16 protein-coding genes and 1 pseudogene are annotated in these 15,139 nt (G+C 62.4%); 8 read left to right on the top strand and 9 right to left on the bottom strand.

Annotation, left to right across the window (positions count from 1 at the left end; genetic code table 11):
- A pseudogene (locus tag HBA54_RS21705) lies at positions 1 to 115 on the top strand (IS5/IS1182 family transposase); the annotation flags it as partial.
- 9 nt (positions 116 to 124) lie between these two features.
- Here HBA54_RS21705 and HBA54_RS21700 read toward each other — a convergent pair.
- Both HBA54_RS21700 and HBA54_RS21695 read right to left on the bottom strand, forming a co-directional pair.
- Positions 125 to 1,489 carry a glutamate--cysteine ligase gene (locus HBA54_RS21700; RefSeq protein ID WP_167228595.1) on the bottom strand — a complete coding sequence of 455 codons (1,365 nt, stop codon included), beginning with the start codon at positions 1,487 to 1,489 and terminating at the stop codon, positions 125 to 127.
- A 242-nt stretch (positions 1,490 to 1,731) separates the two neighbouring features.
- Positions 1,732 to 2,550: a 16S rRNA (uracil(1498)-N(3))-methyltransferase gene (locus tag HBA54_RS21695; RefSeq protein ID WP_167228593.1), complete on the bottom strand. Its 819-nt coding sequence runs from the start codon at positions 2,548 to 2,550 to the stop codon at positions 1,732 to 1,734.
- A gap of 58 nt (positions 2,551 to 2,608) precedes the next feature.
- Between HBA54_RS21695 and ubiA the strand changes: the two genes are divergently transcribed.
- Complete coding sequence (gene ubiA / locus HBA54_RS21690; RefSeq protein WP_167228591.1) at positions 2,609 to 3,562, top strand: 4-hydroxybenzoate octaprenyltransferase; 954 nt, start codon at positions 2,609 to 2,611, stop codon at positions 3,560 to 3,562.
- Positions 3,559 to 4,254: a class I SAM-dependent methyltransferase gene (locus tag HBA54_RS21685; protein WP_167228588.1), complete on the top strand. Its 696-nt coding sequence runs from the start codon at positions 3,559 to 3,561 to the stop codon at positions 4,252 to 4,254. The genes ubiA and HBA54_RS21685 overlap by 4 nt, the downstream gene beginning before the upstream one ends.
- A gap of 2 nt (positions 4,255 to 4,256) precedes the next feature.
- Here the strand turns inward: HBA54_RS21685 and HBA54_RS21680 are convergent, their stop codons facing one another.
- Both HBA54_RS21680 and HBA54_RS21675 read right to left on the bottom strand, forming a co-directional pair.
- On the bottom strand, positions 4,257 to 4,592 hold the full coding sequence (locus HBA54_RS21680) for an SHOCT domain-containing protein (RefSeq protein WP_240932815.1): 336 nt from the start codon (positions 4,590 to 4,592) through the stop codon (positions 4,257 to 4,259).
- 75 nt (positions 4,593 to 4,667) lie between these two features.
- The gene (locus tag HBA54_RS21675; protein ID WP_167228586.1) at positions 4,668 to 5,384 is read right to left on the bottom strand and encodes a DUF3047 domain-containing protein; all 717 of its coding nucleotides are present in this window, start codon (positions 5,382 to 5,384) and stop codon (positions 4,668 to 4,670) included.
- Between the two features lie 151 nt (positions 5,385 to 5,535).
- Between HBA54_RS21675 and HBA54_RS21670 the strand changes: the two genes are divergently transcribed.
- Entirely contained in the window at positions 5,536 to 6,585 is a 1,050-nt protein-coding gene (locus HBA54_RS21670; protein WP_167228584.1) for a GlxA family transcriptional regulator, read from the top strand.
- A gap of 3 nt (positions 6,586 to 6,588) precedes the next feature.
- Here HBA54_RS21670 and HBA54_RS21665 read toward each other — a convergent pair whose 3' ends face one another.
- A complete protein-coding gene (locus HBA54_RS21665; RefSeq protein ID WP_167228582.1) occupies positions 6,589 to 7,350 on the bottom strand; it encodes a hypothetical protein in 762 nt (253 codons plus the stop codon).
- A 121-nt stretch (positions 7,351 to 7,471) separates the two neighbouring features.
- Positions 7,472 to 7,684, bottom strand: coding sequence for a DUF4170 domain-containing protein (locus tag HBA54_RS21660; protein WP_167228580.1), 213 nt, complete (start codon positions 7,682 to 7,684; stop codon positions 7,472 to 7,474).
- Positions 7,685 to 8,096: 412 nt separating this feature from the next.
- On the opposite strand from HBA54_RS21660, the gene HBA54_RS21655 reads away from it, so the two are divergent.
- A complete protein-coding gene (locus tag HBA54_RS21655; protein WP_167228578.1) occupies positions 8,097 to 9,143 on the top strand; it encodes an SPFH domain-containing protein in 1,047 nt (348 codons plus the stop codon).
- Positions 9,140 to 9,586 (top strand): NfeD family protein, encoded by a 447-nt coding sequence (locus HBA54_RS21650; protein WP_167228575.1) that lies wholly within the window; start codon positions 9,140 to 9,142, stop codon positions 9,584 to 9,586. The genes HBA54_RS21655 and HBA54_RS21650 overlap by 4 nt, the downstream gene beginning before the upstream one ends.
- Before the next feature lie 4 nt (positions 9,587 to 9,590).
- On the opposite strand, the gene HBA54_RS21645 is transcribed toward HBA54_RS21650, so the two are convergent.
- Both HBA54_RS21645 and HBA54_RS21640 read right to left on the bottom strand, forming a co-directional pair.
- On the bottom strand, positions 9,591 to 10,037 hold the full coding sequence (locus HBA54_RS21645; RefSeq protein WP_167228573.1) for an ASCH domain-containing protein: 447 nt from the start codon (positions 10,035 to 10,037) through the stop codon (positions 9,591 to 9,593).
- On the bottom strand, positions 10,034 to 12,208 hold the full coding sequence (locus HBA54_RS21640) for a GNAT family N-acetyltransferase (protein WP_167228571.1): 2,175 nt from the start codon (positions 12,206 to 12,208) through the stop codon (positions 10,034 to 10,036). Before HBA54_RS21640 ends, HBA54_RS21645 begins: the two co-directional genes overlap by 4 nt.
- A gap of 105 nt (positions 12,209 to 12,313) precedes the next feature.
- Here HBA54_RS21640 and HBA54_RS21635 point away from each other — a divergent pair, with 105 nt between their 5' ends.
- Positions 12,314 to 13,828 carry a UbiD family decarboxylase gene (locus tag HBA54_RS21635; protein ID WP_167228569.1) on the top strand — a complete coding sequence of 505 codons (1,515 nt, stop codon included), beginning with the start codon at positions 12,314 to 12,316 and terminating at the stop codon, positions 13,826 to 13,828.
- A 127-nt stretch (positions 13,829 to 13,955) separates the two neighbouring features.
- The gene (locus HBA54_RS21630; protein WP_167228567.1) at positions 13,956 to 14,423 is read left to right on the top strand and encodes a PAS domain-containing protein; all 468 of its coding nucleotides are present in this window, start codon (positions 13,956 to 13,958) and stop codon (positions 14,421 to 14,423) included.
- A gap of 11 nt (positions 14,424 to 14,434) precedes the next feature.
- Here the strand turns inward: HBA54_RS21630 and HBA54_RS21625 are convergent, their stop codons facing one another.
- The gene (locus HBA54_RS21625) at positions 14,435 to 14,944 is read right to left on the bottom strand and encodes a hypothetical protein (protein WP_167228565.1); all 510 of its coding nucleotides are present in this window, start codon (positions 14,942 to 14,944) and stop codon (positions 14,435 to 14,437) included.
- Positions 14,945 to 15,139 lie beyond the last annotated feature (195 nt).

Genomic DNA, 15,139 nt, shown 5'->3' with positions numbered 1-15,139 from the left:
CATGTTCTGTCGGCTCAAAGATTTCCGAAGAATCGCCACCCGATACGACAAACGCGCAGATACTTTCCTATCTGCCGTCTTCATCGCCGCAATCATCACATGGTGGCTCAATTGAGTCCTGACCCTAGTAGGCGCACTCGGTAAAGATCGGATCGATGCTGCCGCCCCAGCGGCCGTGAAAATCGTCCAGCAGGTATTCCGCCGGGCATTTCTCGCGTTCCACCCGGCTGCGCAGCAGCGCCAGAAAATGGCTCTCGTTGTCGCCCTGATCGTCCAGGCGGTTGCGCGCCTTCAGGCCTTGGGCGGCGATTTCAATCGCCTGCTGGGCAACCGCGTTCAGCGTCTTGCCATGGAAAGGCGTATGCAGCGCCTGCCTGGGCACCTCGGCGCGCAGGTATTCGTGATCTTCCAGGGTCCAGTCCTTCACCAGATCCCAGGCCGCATCCAGCGCCGTCTGATCGTAGAGCAGACCGACCCAGAAAGCCGGCATCGCGCAGAGCGACTTCCAGGGGCCGCCGTCGGCACCGCGCATCTCCAAAAAGCGCTTCAGGCGCACCTCGGGAAACAGGGTCGAGAGATGATCGGCCCAGTCGCCGACCTTCGGCTTCTCGCCCGGCAGGGCCGGCAGGCGCCCGTCCAGAAAATCGCGGAACGACTGGCCGGAGGCATCGATGTAGTGGCCGTCGCGATAGACGAAATACATCGGCACGTCGAGCACATGGTCGACATAGCGCTCAAAGCCCATGCCGTCTTCAAAGACAAAGGGCAGGACGCCGCAGCGGTCCGGATCGGTGTCGGTCCAGATGTGGCTGCGATAGCTCAGGAAGCCATTGGGCTTGCCTTCGGTGAAGGGCGAATTGGCGAACAGCGCCGTGGCGACGGGCTGCAAAGCCAGGCTGGCCCGGAACTTTTTCACCATGTCGGCTTCAGACTGGAAATCCAGGTTCACCTGTACCGTGCAGGTCCGCAGCATCATGTCGAGGCCGAGGCTGCCCTTGGTCGGCATGTAGTCGCCCATGATCTTGTAGCGGCCCTTGGGCATCCAGGGGATGTCGGCACGCGCCCATTTGGGTTGGAAACCCAGCCCCATGGCCGCCACCTGCAGGGGCTCGGTCACTTCCTTGATCTGATGGAGATGCGTCTGCACCTCGGAACAGGTGTCGTGAATGCTCTCCAGCGGCGCGCCCGACAGCTCGAACTGGCCGCCCGGTTCCAGCGACACGCTGGCGCCGTCCTGGGTCAGCGCGATGACGTTCTCGCCCTCCATCACCGGCTGCCAGCCGAAGGACTGCAGGCCGGTCAGAAGCGCGCGAATGCCGCGCTCACCGTCATAGGGAAGCGGCCGGAAGTCTTCGCGCGTATAGCAGAACTTCTCGTGCTCGGTGCCGATGCGCCAGTCTTCGGGGGGTTTGCAGCCGGCTTCGAGATAAGCCACCAGCTGTGCCTTGTCAGTCAGGGTTTCACCCTGACTCTGCGGAGGAGCGGACATGCTTTATTACCTTGTGCCGGGGCCGTCCTGGCTCCGGAGGAGATTTCCCTAGTAGATGATTGCGGCGCCGCCCCCCGGCACGCCCGACTGTTGGATCTCTATCCTGCTCTTCCGGCTGCTTTCCAAATCGGCCTTCTTGTTGAGACCTGTCTCATCCTTTGGCTTTGGCACCTTTGTCTTCACGCCGGCCTTTTCAATCTAGTATTTCTCAGCATCACATTAGGTTTACCTATCCGCGATCCTCAGCCTGCCGGAAAACCCGCCAGATCGGCCGGCGGCCGCTCGGCGCCGTCGCCCAGCACCGCCTGCCAGCAGGCCAAGGCCGCCAGCGCCGCCGTGTCGGCCCGAAGAATCCTGGGCCCCAGGCCGACCGGAATAACAAAAGGCAGTTTGCGAAGGGCGTCAAGTTCGCTTTCCGCAAAGCCCCCTTCCGGGCCGGTCAGAATCGCCCAGGGGCCGGCTGTTTTTTGCGCCTCATCCTGGTCTTCAGCGCGCACCGCCTGAAGGGCCTCGGCGATCGGCCGGGCCGCGCCCCACTCGGCACAGACGATGAGGCGGCGTTCCGCCGGCCAGTCGTCCAACACCTCTCCCAGGCTGCGGGTCGGGCGGACCTGCGGGATCGTCAAGCGCTCGCATTGTTCGGCGGCTTCGCGGGCGTTGGCGGCCAGGCGCTCCTCATTCACCCGGCTGACCGCAGTGAAGCGGGTCATCACCGGCTGCAGCAGGGAACAGCCCAGTTCGGTCGCCTTTTCGGCGATGAAATCGATCCTTGCCCGCTTGATCGGCGCGAAAACCAGCCAGAGGTCCGGCTCCGGCCCCGGCCGGCGGACCTGGGCGCCGACCGCCAGCGAGCACCAGCCCTTGCCCAGGCCCTCGATCTCCGCCAGCCACTCGCCGTCGCGCGCGTTGAAAACCGCCAGCTTGGCGCCGGGCCCAAGACGCAGCACCGAGCGCAGGAAATGCGCCTGATCGCGTGCCAACCCCAGCGTCCGGCCCTCAGCCAGGCCGTCCTCAACGTAGAGCCGCGTTGCCGGGCGTATCGTCGCACTAGGCACCGACATGGATCATCCTTCGCTGCACGCCTTTCTCCCACATGGATTCCACGTTAAAGATTAGGCGATGAACAGCACAACGACCAGCACCGCCAGCGACATCCGCCCGAACCATTGGGTGCTGCGCCTGGCGCCCCAGGGCCTGCGCCCCTATCTGCGCCTCGCCCGCTTCGACCGGCCGATCGGCACCTGGCTGCTGCTGTTTCCCGGATGGTGGGCGATCGCGCTGGGGGATGCGGTCACCAACAGCGGACCCTCCTGGCCGCTCTATCTGCTGTTCGGCGTCGGGGCCCTGCTGATGCGCGGTGCCGGCTGCGTGGTGAACGACATCCTGGATCGTGACTTCGACGCCAAGGTCGCCCGCACCGCCAGCCGGCCGATCCCCGGCGGCGAAGTAAGCCCGCTGCAGGCCGGGCTTTTCCTGCTGGCGCTGCTGCTGGTCTCCCTTGCCATCCTGCTGCAAATGAACGGCCTGACCATCGCGCTGGGCTGCGCCTCGCTGCTGCTGGTCTTTCCCTACCCTCTGATGAAGCGCATCACCTATTGGCCGCAGGCTTGGCTCGGCCTCACTTTCAACTGGGGCGCCCTGCTCGGCTGGACGGCGGTCACCGGCAGCTTCGGCTGGCCCGCTGCGCTGCTCTATATCGGCGGCATCGCCTGGACCCTGGGCTACGACACCATCTATGCCCATCAGGACAAAGAGGACGACGCGCTGATCGGCGTGAAATCGACGGCGCTCCGGCTCGGCAAGGCGACCAAGCCCTGGCTGCGGGTGTTCTACGCCCTGACGTTGCTGCTGTTCGGCCTCGCCGGGCAGACGGCGGGGTTGCTCTGGCCCTTCTGGCTCGGCCTCTCCGCTGTGGCATTGCATTTCCTCTGGCAGGTCGCGGCCCTGAAGATGGAGGTGCCCGGCGACTGCCGGGCCAAATTCGAGTCGAACCGCTTCGTCGGCTGGTTGCTGTTGGCCGGCATCCTGGCCGGCAGCCCCTGGGTCCACGCCTGGATCGGCATTACTTCGTGAGCCCTGCCGGGCGCTGCGCACCGGAAGATTTCATCCGCGCCAACACAGAGCTGCAGGGCACGCCCCTGGTGCCGGAGATCCAGCTCTACCTTGCTTCGGAGGTGGTGCCGCTGTGGCAGGCGACGGAGGAGGAACTGGCCCGCGAAGGCCTGCCGCCGCCGTTCTGGGCCTTCGCCTGGGCCGGCGGCCAGGCGCTGGCACGCTACCTGCTGGATCACCCGGAGATGGTCAGGGGCAAGCGGGTGCTGGACTTCGCCGCCGGATCGGGGGTGCAGGGGATCGCCGCCAGGCTGGCCGGGGCGACATCTGTCGAGGCGGTGGAGATTGACGCCTTTGCCGCCGCGGCCTGCCGCCTGAACGCTGCCGCCAACGATACCCAGATCACGGTGCGGGAAGAGGACATGGTCGGCCGGGATAACCAGGGCTGGGATGTCGTGCTGGCGGGCGACGTCTGCTACGAGCGCCCGGCGGCGGAGCGAATCACCGCCTGGCTGCGCAGCCTTTCGAACGCAGACTGCCTGGTGCTGCTGGGCGATCCGGGCCGCACCTACCTGCCGCGCGAAGGGCTGGAGCGCATCATCGGCTATGCGGTGAAGACCAGCCGCGAACTGGAAGACACCGACGTGCGCAACGCCGTGGTCTGGAAGGTCGCCGGTTCAGCGAAAAGCGAAGAACTCGGCCCGGTCGGCTGAGTTCAGTCTGACAGAACCCGGCGCCTTTCTTCGTACTCCTGCTTGTCGATCTCGCCGCGCGCAAAGCGGTCCTTCAGCACATCGAGCGCACTCATCCGGCCGGCCCCGGCGGCCGCTACGTGGCCGGCACCCGAAACCCAGCGGATCGCGAGAACCACCAGCACCACCACCACCGCCAGGAAAGCGATCATCATCAAGGGACCGAAGATCATACCGCCCCAGCCGCCACCCCAGGCATGGGGATGGTTATAAGGGCCATATTCCTGCGCCTGCGCCGCCACGGAGAGGACAGGCATGAATAGTCCCGCGCCGATCAGACCGATCAATCTCTTCATCATCAGCACCTTTCTCCAGAGCAGCCAACCCCACCGTCAAACACTACGGCTGCGCCGGCAAAGCCGCATTGAGCTGCATCAAGAAGGGTTGGCGGTGCCCCGGCAGAACAGGTTGGCGGCGCCGTAATGCGCCTCCACCGGCTCGCCGGTCTGGTCGTTGTCGGTGAAGATGGCGACGGCATAGACCGAGTCCTTCGGCTTGCCGCCGAAGGCCGCCTGATAGTCGGCCAGGAGGTCGCGCTTCTCATCCACCCAGGTCGCGGTGCTGACGATACCGGTTTCGATGATGATGGAGCGCACCACGCCCGGCAGGTAGGGCGAGTCGACGATATCCTCGATCTGCTGGCGTGAATTGGTCCAGACATAGCGCAGGGTCGGCACCTTCCTGGGCGCGGAGAAGGATACCGGGTCGCCGAACATGACGTAGAGCGAGGCCGCCACGTCCTCGCGGTCCTTCTCCGTCAGGCTGGCCGATTCCTGTATCGCCTCGAGCCGCCAGGACCATTCGATCACCGGGCAGTCGTTCGGGTCGAATTCCACCGGCAGCACAAGGCCGGAGGCCGAACGCTTGCCGACGGCACGGATCGACAGGCGCTCGTTCAGTGAGGACAGCCGGTACTCGGTGAGGCCGACCAGGGGCATCTCGATCCAGCCCTGCTGAATCGATTCCGCCGGATTGAACAAGGTAACCTTGCGGTCGAAGCGCCCGGCCGTCTCCGCCGGCGGCAGTTCGCAGGCGGCCAACGCGGCGAGAAACAGCGCGGCCAAACCCGCGCGCGATGAGAATCCCAACATTCGCGCACTATAGCGAAGCCCCTGCCGGAGGCCAGCACCGGCGGCGAGAGGTGAATCGATTTGGCCGTATTCGTGGGGTCTTTGTCATTGCAGACAACCCCGGTCACGGGGATAGTTATGCAGACGGGCAAACATCAAAGGCGGGAAAGACGTGGAGGAAATCCGCAAACCGCACCACCTGACGCGCGATCAGATCCTGGCGCCGCAGGCCCGGCAGACCGTCTGGGTGCTGGGCTACCCCAACGCCAACCTGCTGGACATGTCCGGACCGTTCCAGGTCTTTTCCGCCGCACAGCACCTGGCCGCCGAATTCGGCATCGACGATCTCTATTCGGTGGAACTGGTTGCCAAGGCCAAGGGCCCGCTGCCGTCAGACCAGGGGCTGACCCTGCAGGCGACGAAGGATTTCTCCAGCGACTTCTCGGCCATGGACAGCCTGATCGTCTGCGGCGGCGCCGGGCGGCGCCAGGCCCTGAAGGACCGGGAAACCCTGGCCTGGCTGACCAAGGCGGCGGCCGCCGCCGGGCGGGTCGGCTCGGTCTGCACCGGGGCCTATCTGCTGGCCGAGATCGGCGCCCTGGACGGCCGCACCACGACCACCCACTGGCGTTGGGCCGAAGACCTGCAGCAGCGCTATCAGGGCATCACCCTGGAGCCCGATGCGATCTTCATGCGCCACGGCAAGCTCTGGTCGTCGGCCGGGGTCAGCGCCGGCATGGATATGGCCCTGGCGATGGTGGAGTTGGATCACGGCCCCGACCTGGCCCTGGCCGTGGCGCGGGAGCTGGTGCTGTTCCTCAAGCGGCCGGGCGGACAATCCCAGTTCTCGACGCCGCTGCGTGCCGAGACCAGTTCCGGCGGACGCATCCAGGAACTGCAGCACTGGATTGCCGGGAACATTACCGCCGATCTTTCCGTGGTCGCGCTGGCCGCGCGCGCCGGCATGAGCCCGCGCAACTTTGCCCGCGCTTTCGCCCGCGATGCCGGCGAGACGCCGGGGCGTTTCGTTGAGTCGGTCCGCCTGGAGGCGGCGCGGCGGCGCCTGGAACAGAGCAGCGATCCGGTGGAACAGGTCGCCGCGGCGGCGGGCTTCAGCTCGGCGGAAATCATGCGCCGCGCCTTCGTCCGCAATCTGGGCGTCAGCCCGAATCATTACCGCGGCCGCTTCCGAAGCGCGGCAAAGTTGACGGAAACGGTTTAGCGCTCAGCGCTGCAGCAGCTCGAAGCCGGGGACCTGCCAGGGCACGGCGGTGTCCTGCAGGGCCTTGATAAGACGGCGGCGCTTGTCGGTGTCGGCAATGTTGGAGAGGATCATGCCGTCCAGTTCCGCCGCCGGTTCGTGGCGGTCGCGCAGCAGCGCCAGGGCGGACTCCTGATCGAGGGAACGATGGACCCGGTCCTCCGCCGGCACCGCGGCCAGCGCCACGGGCAAAGCCGCCGCCTCGGGATCGGCCAGGCAGCCGTGGACCGAGAGATAGGCATAGGCCTCGGAGATTTCCGGGCCACCCTCGATCGCCAGGGCGATGTCGTCCATGCGACCGTAGCCGTAGTTGCCCAGGCCCAGTTCGGTCTCGTGCATCCGCGGCAACTGGGCCTCGCTCAGCCAGGTGACGAAGACCGTCACCCGGGTGCCTGGTGCCGTGTGCAGGGTGGCTGAGACGGCGCCGTAGCGCGTCATATGGGCCGAGTAAACGACGTCATGATCGGCCAGCACCGCGCGGGTCACCGGGATCTCCGAAGCCGCGCCCGCCAGATGCGAGAACTTGCGGTGCAACTGCTCCGGCGCCCGGTTGGAGCCATGGGCGATGACCGGCACCCGGTCGCGCAGCAGGCCAGCGTCTGCTCCGCCATCCAAGGCCCGCGTCTCGCCATCGCGATAGAGGTAGGACCCCGCCGGCGCCGCATAGGGATAGCCCTTCGCCAGGGTCAGGCGCGCTTGGTCACTGCTGGGAAGGGGCCAGGGCATAGGGTCCAGAGCCTAGGATAACGGCTTCGTTCGCGTGCCGGCGCCGAACGCCCGCACAAACCATTTTCAGATCGACCCGCCCGAATAAGACGTCACCCGGGACAAAGCACCCGGGATCAACTCAGTCGGTGCAGGGCGGCGGCCCGTCATTGTCGATGCATTCGATCCGATAACGGGTCGTGCAATGATCGACCGTCTGCCAGGCATGCTTGGCCCATTCTTCCTTCGCCGCTTCATAGTCGGTGAAGGGACCAAACCATTCCTCATTTCCGCCGACGGCCTCACGGAACCGGGTGTCCTTGTATTCACCGCCGACAACATAGTACTGCAACATCAGGATCAAGCCTCTCAACTTGAAAACGTCTCGGTCATCCTACGCTCGTCATCGCGCGACTCCGCACGAATCCTGCCAAGACACTGTCAACAATAGGGATAAGTGAAGCGCAATGTATAGTGCCAAAACGGCATTGCAAGTTGGTTAATTCGGTCTACCAAGCCTGCGTCAGCGGCATCGTTTTGCCGATCCGTCGGATCATTGCAGTGCAGCAAAACCCGGTGCTTTCCCCCGGCACTCAACACAGGATAGATTGACGCCGGCGGCCTGGAACCAGACCGATAGTCCCCTCGCTTTGGCGCGGCGGGGCTGACGTGACGGGCTTTGACGGCGACAGGCGGCCAACAGTAAACCGACCTGCGGCAAAACCGACCCGCAGCAAACCGACTCATGGAGGGGAGACCCCAAGACCATGCCATTTGAAATTTCCGGCTTCGGCATTCTGGTGATCGCCATCGTCGTTCTGGCGGTGATCATCGTTACCATGAGCGTGAAGACCGTGCCCCAGGGCTACGGCTATACGGTCGAGCGTTTCGGCCGCTACACCAAGACGCTGCCCCCCGGCCTGGGCGTGGTGGTGCCCATCATCGACCGTATCGGCGCCCAGCTCAACATGATGGAGACGGTGCTCGACGTGCCCTCCCAGGAGGTCATCACCCGGGACAACGCCCTGGTACAGGTCGACGGCGTGGTCTTCTATCAGGTTCTGAATGCCGCCCAGGCGGCCTATGAGGTCCGCAATCTGGAACGCGCCATCCTGAACCTCACCATGACCAACATCCGTACGGTGATGGGCTCCATGGACCTGGACGAACTTCTGTCCAACCGCGACAACATCAACAACCGCCTGCTGAAGGTGGTCGACGATGCGACCGAGCCCTGGGGCGTGAAGGTCACCCGTATCGAGATCAAGGACATCACGCCGCCCGCCGACCTGGTGGACTCCATGGCGCGGCAGATGAAGGCGGAACGCGATAAGCGCGCCACCGTGCTGGTGGCCGAGGGCGACCGACAGGCCGAGGTGCTGCGGGCCGAAGGCGAGAAGCAGGCCCAGATCCTGGCCGCCGAGGGCCGCCGCGAAGCCGCTTTCCGCGACGCCGAGGCCCGCGAACGCGAGGCCGAAGCGGAGGCCAAGGCGACGGCCATGGTCTCCGAAGCCATCGCCCGCGGCGACGTGAACGCCGTGAACTACTTCGTCGCTCAAAGCTATGTCCAGGCCCTGGGCAAGTTTGCCGACTCGCCCAACCAGAAGACCTTCTTCCTGCCGGTGGATGCCGCCGGGGTCATCGGCGCGATCGGCGGCATCGCCGAGATCGCCCGCGATTCCATGGAGCAACGCCAGGCCTCCAAGGGCCCCTGGGATGCGCCAAGCGGCGGCGGAACCAGTGGCGGCCGCGGCTCTGCAGGCGGCAGTTCGGCGGGCGGCAGCTCAGCGGGCAGCGGGAGCGCAGGCGCATGATCAGCTTCGAACAGATCGAATACTGGAACTGGTGGGTGATCGGGGTCTTCCTGATCGGCATCGAGGTTTTCGCCCCCGGCGCGGTCTTTTTGTGGATGGGGATCGCCGCCGGCGTGGTCGGCCTGGTCCTGCTGCTGGTCCCCGAACTGATGTGGCAGATGCAGCTGCTGCTCTTCGCCGCGGTCTCGGTGGTTTCGATCGTCGCCTGGCGGTTCATCGTGCGCAATCGCCCGGCGGCACAGAGCGACCAGCCGATGCTGAACCGGCGCGGCGCCAGCTACGTCGGCCGCACCTTCACCCTGAAAGAGCCGATCACCGACGGCAACGGCCTGCTCCACATCGACGATTCGCGCTGGAAGATCGAAGGCGACGACCTGCCCGCCGGCACCAAGGTAAAGGTGGTCGGCATCGAAGGCACCGTCCTACAGGTCCAGCGCATCTGATGCCCTAGGCGACAGCACCTTCGAACAGCGGCAGAAACGGATGCCCTTGCGGCACCCTTACGTATGTCTGTGGTGGTTGAAATCCGTCAACAACCGTCCGTAATGACGATAGATCAATGCCGTTCGAAAGAACCGAGACGCACTTGATCTCTATTGCAAATGCCCGATCAACTCCAAGGAAGTATCTGTTGAAATCAGCTTTGCCAATGCTCCCACGCTTCCCGTGACGACGCCAGATAGCGTTTACTGCGCCAGAATCTACTCCCGTAACAACAGCCACGGCTGTCACAGCAGCGGTAGGCAAAGTGCTGTAGATCCAAAGTCTCGAATTGGGAGCAAGCTTCAAATTACGTCTTCGGAACTCGACAGTCTTCCGACCTTCGATGATTGCTTCAACATACTCTGGACGAATAGATATCAAGGCTTCGGCTTCCGGTGGCTGATAACTCAATTGAAACCTCCCATACAAATCTGAGCCATTACATCACCAGAGATTTGTTGCGGCACCTGAAGGTTGGCTTTCAGATTAACTAGCTCTGCCAACCGGCTATATGGAACAAACTCATCGAATTTTTTAAAGTTGTCGAACGTAATCACATGGACCCTATCTTGCTTTGATCGGTCGGTTAATTCTCTTCGATCAAGAGCGCCTTGGCGTTCATAAGCGATTGATGCGTCCTCAACTGATCTCACATCCGAGTATGTCAGCCTAGCTACTCCGATAGCTGCCTTTGAACCTCCGTGAGACCCAGATTCGTAAAAAATGACAGGAGTCCCGACCTTGAATACGGAAACCCCGCTGGGTGACCTGAAGTAGGCCCTTTCCAGTCGTAAGACCGCCTCCATGGTTGGCAAAAGACCAATTTGCCTGCCTATATCGCCAAGCAAGTCCCGAGCAAAATGGGGGCGAATTGGGAGAATCAGGCCGTCACGCCCGGAGAACAAACATAGAACAGGAGATAGCAGTGTTTCAAGGTCGAAAAAACTAAGCCGCGCGCCGAGCCCCGAAGAATCGTGTAATTCAACTCCCGACTCACCTACTTCTGCAAAGGCTGGCATCTCACTCGGTAGTGCAAGGCCGGTAACTCTCAGTAACTTTGATCGAACGTCAGACCAATTACCTTCCGCGATGATGCGCCCCACCATCGGTTTCTCCACCCAAAGAGAGCTACCTTCCCGATGAAAGTTTCCGAAACCACATGACTGCACAGTACTCATTGTGAGTGGCTGATCAGCAAGCATCTCGATGCGAGCTTTTGACACGGAGGGATGAGCCGAGATTCGAATAATCGACTCGATAAAATGGTCAATTATCCTTTGAGCGATCGATACCGACTCATCAACTATCATATGACTGTCGAGCCGTTCATGCAAAGCAGTCGGGCGATCCCAAGACGCAACAGCAACAACTTTTCTATCAAGATAGGCCACGTGGACATCTCTGGGACTGGCCGTTGTCCCGCGGCCAATAACTCGCTGTACATGCGGTTCGGCCTGCCCACATGCCAATAGAAAACTGCTTACCTCTCTCTCTGCTGAAGAGGGTAAAGGCACGATTGCCAATTGTTGGTTGTCTTTCGATGTGACGCTAATGGCGGAAGGAGAACCCATGTCGTCGAAACTTGGGTCAACTAGATCGGCTGGCGCAACAATCTCCACTTTGAACTCACTTCTTATCGCATCTGCCGCATTAAGTAGAGCCTTGTCCCGCGTTACAAAACCGTCCAGCCGACACTGGATTGAAGAGGCAATGTGCACGAGATCCGAACGCTCTTGAGTAGCCCTACGCTTCGTCGCATCTCGATATGGGAATACAACTTGCCGTAGCCTTTCGACCAAGTCTTCAGATTCGCCACCAAGACGCGGCAGAACCGGAAGCGTTTCTGCAAACCGAAGAATTGGATCATCCTTCTCGTCTGATCCTGAACGCTTCAACTCTGATAGGAACTCTGAGGTAACTGAGAGTCTGATCAACCCCGCCATTGCAGCCCCCAGCAATAGTCCAGAGTCGGCAGCGTACTCCCGGCTCTTAGCAATATCGAAGAAAACGTTCAGGTCGATAGCGAAGTGCTTGGTGGATCTTGTTAGTTCTGTGCGCATTTTTGGGGCGTCAATGGCACTCAGATTATCGACCCGCGCAGCATCCATCAGGTTGAGTAGTGATCGGGTCGGTAGACTCCGAACGCGGACAAGGATCTCCCGCTTCCTTGATTTGCCACCCGTTTCCCTTTTGACCAACTGGAAACCCATGCGCTCCCAAAACGTGTTGCTCTCCTTTAAATCGGAAGCCACCCGGGCTTTTATTGAAAGATAATCTCGTTCTTCTGCGTACCTCGCTAAATCACCAATGAGCAATGCTCCAACCCTTTGCCCGCGAAAGCGTTCATCAACAAAGAGCTGCTTGACTCCAAGCTGGAGATATCGACCACCAAATGTCAAAAAGCCAGCCAACTCCGAGCTGTTATCAAGTGCAATCCATAGAGTGCCTTTGGCAGCCAGGTCGTGATAAACAACCTCTGGGAAAAAGCCCAACGAGTTGCGATTCGCATCGGCCAGCGCCCGAACTTTATGCAGAAAGGGCGCCACTTCATTGTGTGACTTGAGGATACGAAATTCAGACATTCACTTCACGAAGCATCGCCGAAGAAAACACCTAACAGTAGAATAAGCGTGAATCTAACAAAACAATAAATACGCTAGATCAACAGATCACATCAGATTGGAAGAATGCCCTTTTCCTCACTACGCGACTTTATCGAGCGGCTGGAGCGCGAAGGCCGGCTGGTGCGGGTGAGCGCGCCGGTGGCGCCGGAGCTGGAAATGACCGAGATCCAGACCCGGCTGCTGGCTGAGGGCGGCCCGGCGGTGCTCTTCGAAAACGTCGTCCACGCAGACGGCCGCAAGGCGGAAATGCCGGTGCTGGCGAACCTCTTCGGCACGGTGGAGCGGGTCGCCTGGGGCATGGACCGGGAGCCGGCGCAGCTGCGCGAGGTGGGCGAGACCCTGGCCTTCCTGCGCCAGCCGGAACCGCCCGGCAGCCTGCGCGAGGCCTGGGGGCATCTGCCGCTGCTGAAAACCGTCATGGCGATGAAACCCAAGGCGGTCGGCTACGGGCCCTGCCAGGATGTGGTTCTGACCGGCGACGACATCGACCTGACCCGCCTGCCGGTGCAGACCTGCTGGCCCGGCGAGCCGGCGCCGCTGATCACCTGGCCCCTGGTGGTCACCCAGGGACCGAACCCCGGCGGGGATAAGACCGATGCCTTCAATCTGGGCATCTACCGGATGCAGGTCACCGGCCGCGACAAGACCATCATGCGATGGCTGAAACACCGCGGCGGCGCCCAACACCATCAGCGCTGGAAGGACCAGAAGCGCGACCCGCTGCCCGCCGCGGTGGTGATCGGCGCCGATCCCGGCACCATCCTGGCCGCCGTCACGCCGGTGCCGGATACGCTGTCCGAGTATCACTTCGCCGGGCTGCTGCGCGGCCGCAAGGTCGACCTGGTCGACTGCAAGACCGTGCCGCTGAAGGTGCCGGCACAGGCGGAAATCGTGCTGGAGGGATACGTCTCCCTCGACGAGACCGCAGACGAAGGGCCCTACGGCGACCACACCGGCTATTACAACGCGGTGGAGCCCTTCCCCACCTTCACCGTTACCGCCATGACGATGCGGCGCGATCCGATCTACCTCACCACCTTCACCGGGCGGCCGCCGGACGAACCGTCTGTTCTCGGCGAGGGGCTGAACGAGGTTTTCATCCCCCTCCTGCAACAGCAGTTCCCGGAGATCACCGATTTCTGGCTGCCGCCGGAGGGCTGCAGCTACCGCATCGCCGTGGTCGCCATGAAGAAGGCCTATCCCGGCCATGCCAAGCGGGTGATGATGGGCGTCTGGTCCTATCTGCGCCAGTTCATGTACACCAAATGGGTGATCGTGGTGGACGACAGTGTCGATGCCCGCGATTGGAAAGACGTGATGTGGGCGATCTCCACCAAGATGGACCCGGCGCGCGACATCACCGTCATCGAACAGACCCCCATCGACTATCTCGATTTCGCCTCGCCGGAAGACGGCCTCGGCTCCAAGATCGGCCTGGACGCCACCGACAAGCTGCCGCCGGAAACCAAACGCGAATGGGGCCGCGAGATCCGCATGGATCAAAACACGATAGACCGCATCGACCGGCTCTGGCCGGACCTGGGCCTGCCCGGCAGCGGAAAGCCGATCTGGAAATAAATCCATTTCGCGCTAGTATCGTTAAACAAAATCACGTGATCATTTTCCAAGAACCCGGCTCAATAGTTTAGAAGCCACACCCAGGGATAGTTCTGCCGCCTTTTTTTTCGAGAGTTTTCAACCTCAAGTGAATCACAACGTTCCCGCCGATCGCGGCGGCCCTCTGCTGGCTCTTAAATCGCCGATCAACCAGCAAGGCCTTGAATACTGGAATCGGAAACGCGGCAATCGCCGCATGCCCGCGCGCGCCGATATCGAGCCCGCGGAATTCCTTAAGATCCTGCCCCACATATTCCTGCTCGACGTCCAGGCCAAGCCACTGGACTTCCGCTACCGCCTGATCGGCACCAAGATGGACGAGCACATGATGGGCAGCTACACCGGACTGTGGATGAGCCAGATCGCCCATCAAAAGGCGCCCAGCCGCATCTGGTCATCCTGCCGAAGGGTAACCGAGGAGCGTGTACCGCTGAGCAGCGACACCCCCTATGTCGGCAAGAACAAGGAGTTCCTCACCACTGAGGATCTGATCCTGCCGCTCTCCGACGACGACGATCAGGTGAACATGCTGCTCGTCACAGTTGGGTTCGTCTGAACCGGCATCGGCTAGACAGCAATCCTTTCGAGATCGCAGGCAGCGGCCACGCCGAGGCCGCGCTTGGCCAGTGGAAACAGGCTGGTCGTGGCCACCGCAAAGGCCAGCTCCGCCAGCACCGCTTCACCGAGTTCCCGACGCACTGTCTCGACCCGCTCCACAAACTCGGGCCGGTTCCCCGCCACCGCCTGGGCATAGTACAGCACCATTCGTTCTTGCGGCGGCAGCGCATCGGGTGCCTGCAGGGCCGCCCGGACATGATCCCTCACGGTGCCTTCCTTAACCGCATAGTCCACCGCGATCTGCAGACAGGCACCGCAGTCCTGCGCCCGCAGCGCGCCGATCCGGGCCATATTGATCAACGCCCGGGGCGCCGCCCGGCGATGCCCGGCCAGCGGCGCAAACAACGTCAGTTTCCAAAAGACCCCCGGGCTGGCCGCGGCGGCATCGCGCAGCCAGCCGAACTGTTCTGGGTTCTGCCTGTACAGGCGGTTGAGGAGACCGCGCTCGATCCAAGCCATGTGTCTCGTCCCATGCAGCTTGCGTGATTTCGGTTGGGGCGCCGAAGCGGCCGGACGTCCCAAGGCGGTATCTGGCCCGCCCAGCCGACAGGATCTATCCGTTTCTTGCCTTTCCCGCCCGGTCGGCCCGATATCGCAAATGCCTTGACCGCCGCCGGTTCCCAGCCTAGTTTTTCAGCGTTATGACCGGATTTC

Origin of the sequence: Pelagibius litoralis (genome assembly GCF_011683915.1) — a bacterium.
Lineage (GTDB): Bacteria > Pseudomonadota > Alphaproteobacteria > Kiloniellales > Kiloniellaceae > Pelagibius > Pelagibius litoralis.
The sequence above is the reverse complement of the archived record's forward strand: the minus strand, read 5'-3'. Positions and strand labels throughout refer to the sequence as shown.

What these genes read in the sequence shown, in the direction of transcription:
- HBA54_RS21655 (WP_167228578.1), top strand. Translation starts at nt 8,097, where the DNA reads ATGCCATTTGAAATTTCCGGCTTCGGCATTCTGGTGATCGCCATCGTC.
- HBA54_RS21695 (WP_167228593.1), bottom strand. Translation starts at nt 2,550, where the DNA reads ATGTCGGTGCCTAGTGCGACGATACGCCCGGCAACGCGGCTCTACGTT.
- HBA54_RS21665 (WP_167228582.1), bottom strand. Translation starts at nt 7,350, where the DNA reads ATGCCCTGGCCCCTTCCCAGCAGTGACCAAGCGCGCCTGACCCTGGCG.
- HBA54_RS21660 (WP_167228580.1), bottom strand. Translation starts at nt 7,684, where the DNA reads ATGTTGCAGTACTATGTTGTCGGCGGTGAATACAAGGACACCCGGTTC.
- HBA54_RS21675 (WP_167228586.1), bottom strand. Translation starts at nt 5,384, where the DNA reads ATGTTGGGATTCTCATCGCGCGCGGGTTTGGCCGCGCTGTTTCTCGCC.
- HBA54_RS21680 (WP_240932815.1), bottom strand. Translation starts at nt 4,592, where the DNA reads ATGATGAAGAGATTGATCGGTCTGATCGGCGCGGGACTATTCATGCCT.
- HBA54_RS21625 (WP_167228565.1), bottom strand. Translation starts at nt 14,944, where the DNA reads ATGGCTTGGATCGAGCGCGGTCTCCTCAACCGCCTGTACAGGCAGAAC.
- ubiA (WP_167228591.1), top strand. Translation starts at nt 2,609, where the DNA reads ATGAACAGCACAACGACCAGCACCGCCAGCGACATCCGCCCGAACCAT.
- HBA54_RS21700 (WP_167228595.1), bottom strand. Translation starts at nt 1,489, where the DNA reads ATGTCCGCTCCTCCGCAGAGTCAGGGTGAAACCCTGACTGACAAGGCA.
- HBA54_RS21650 (WP_167228575.1), top strand. Translation starts at nt 9,140, where the DNA reads ATGATCAGCTTCGAACAGATCGAATACTGGAACTGGTGGGTGATCGGG.
- HBA54_RS21640 (WP_167228571.1), bottom strand. Translation starts at nt 12,208, where the DNA reads ATGTCTGAATTTCGTATCCTCAAGTCACACAATGAAGTGGCGCCCTTT.
- HBA54_RS21635 (WP_167228569.1), top strand. Translation starts at nt 12,314, where the DNA reads ATGCCCTTTTCCTCACTACGCGACTTTATCGAGCGGCTGGAGCGCGAA.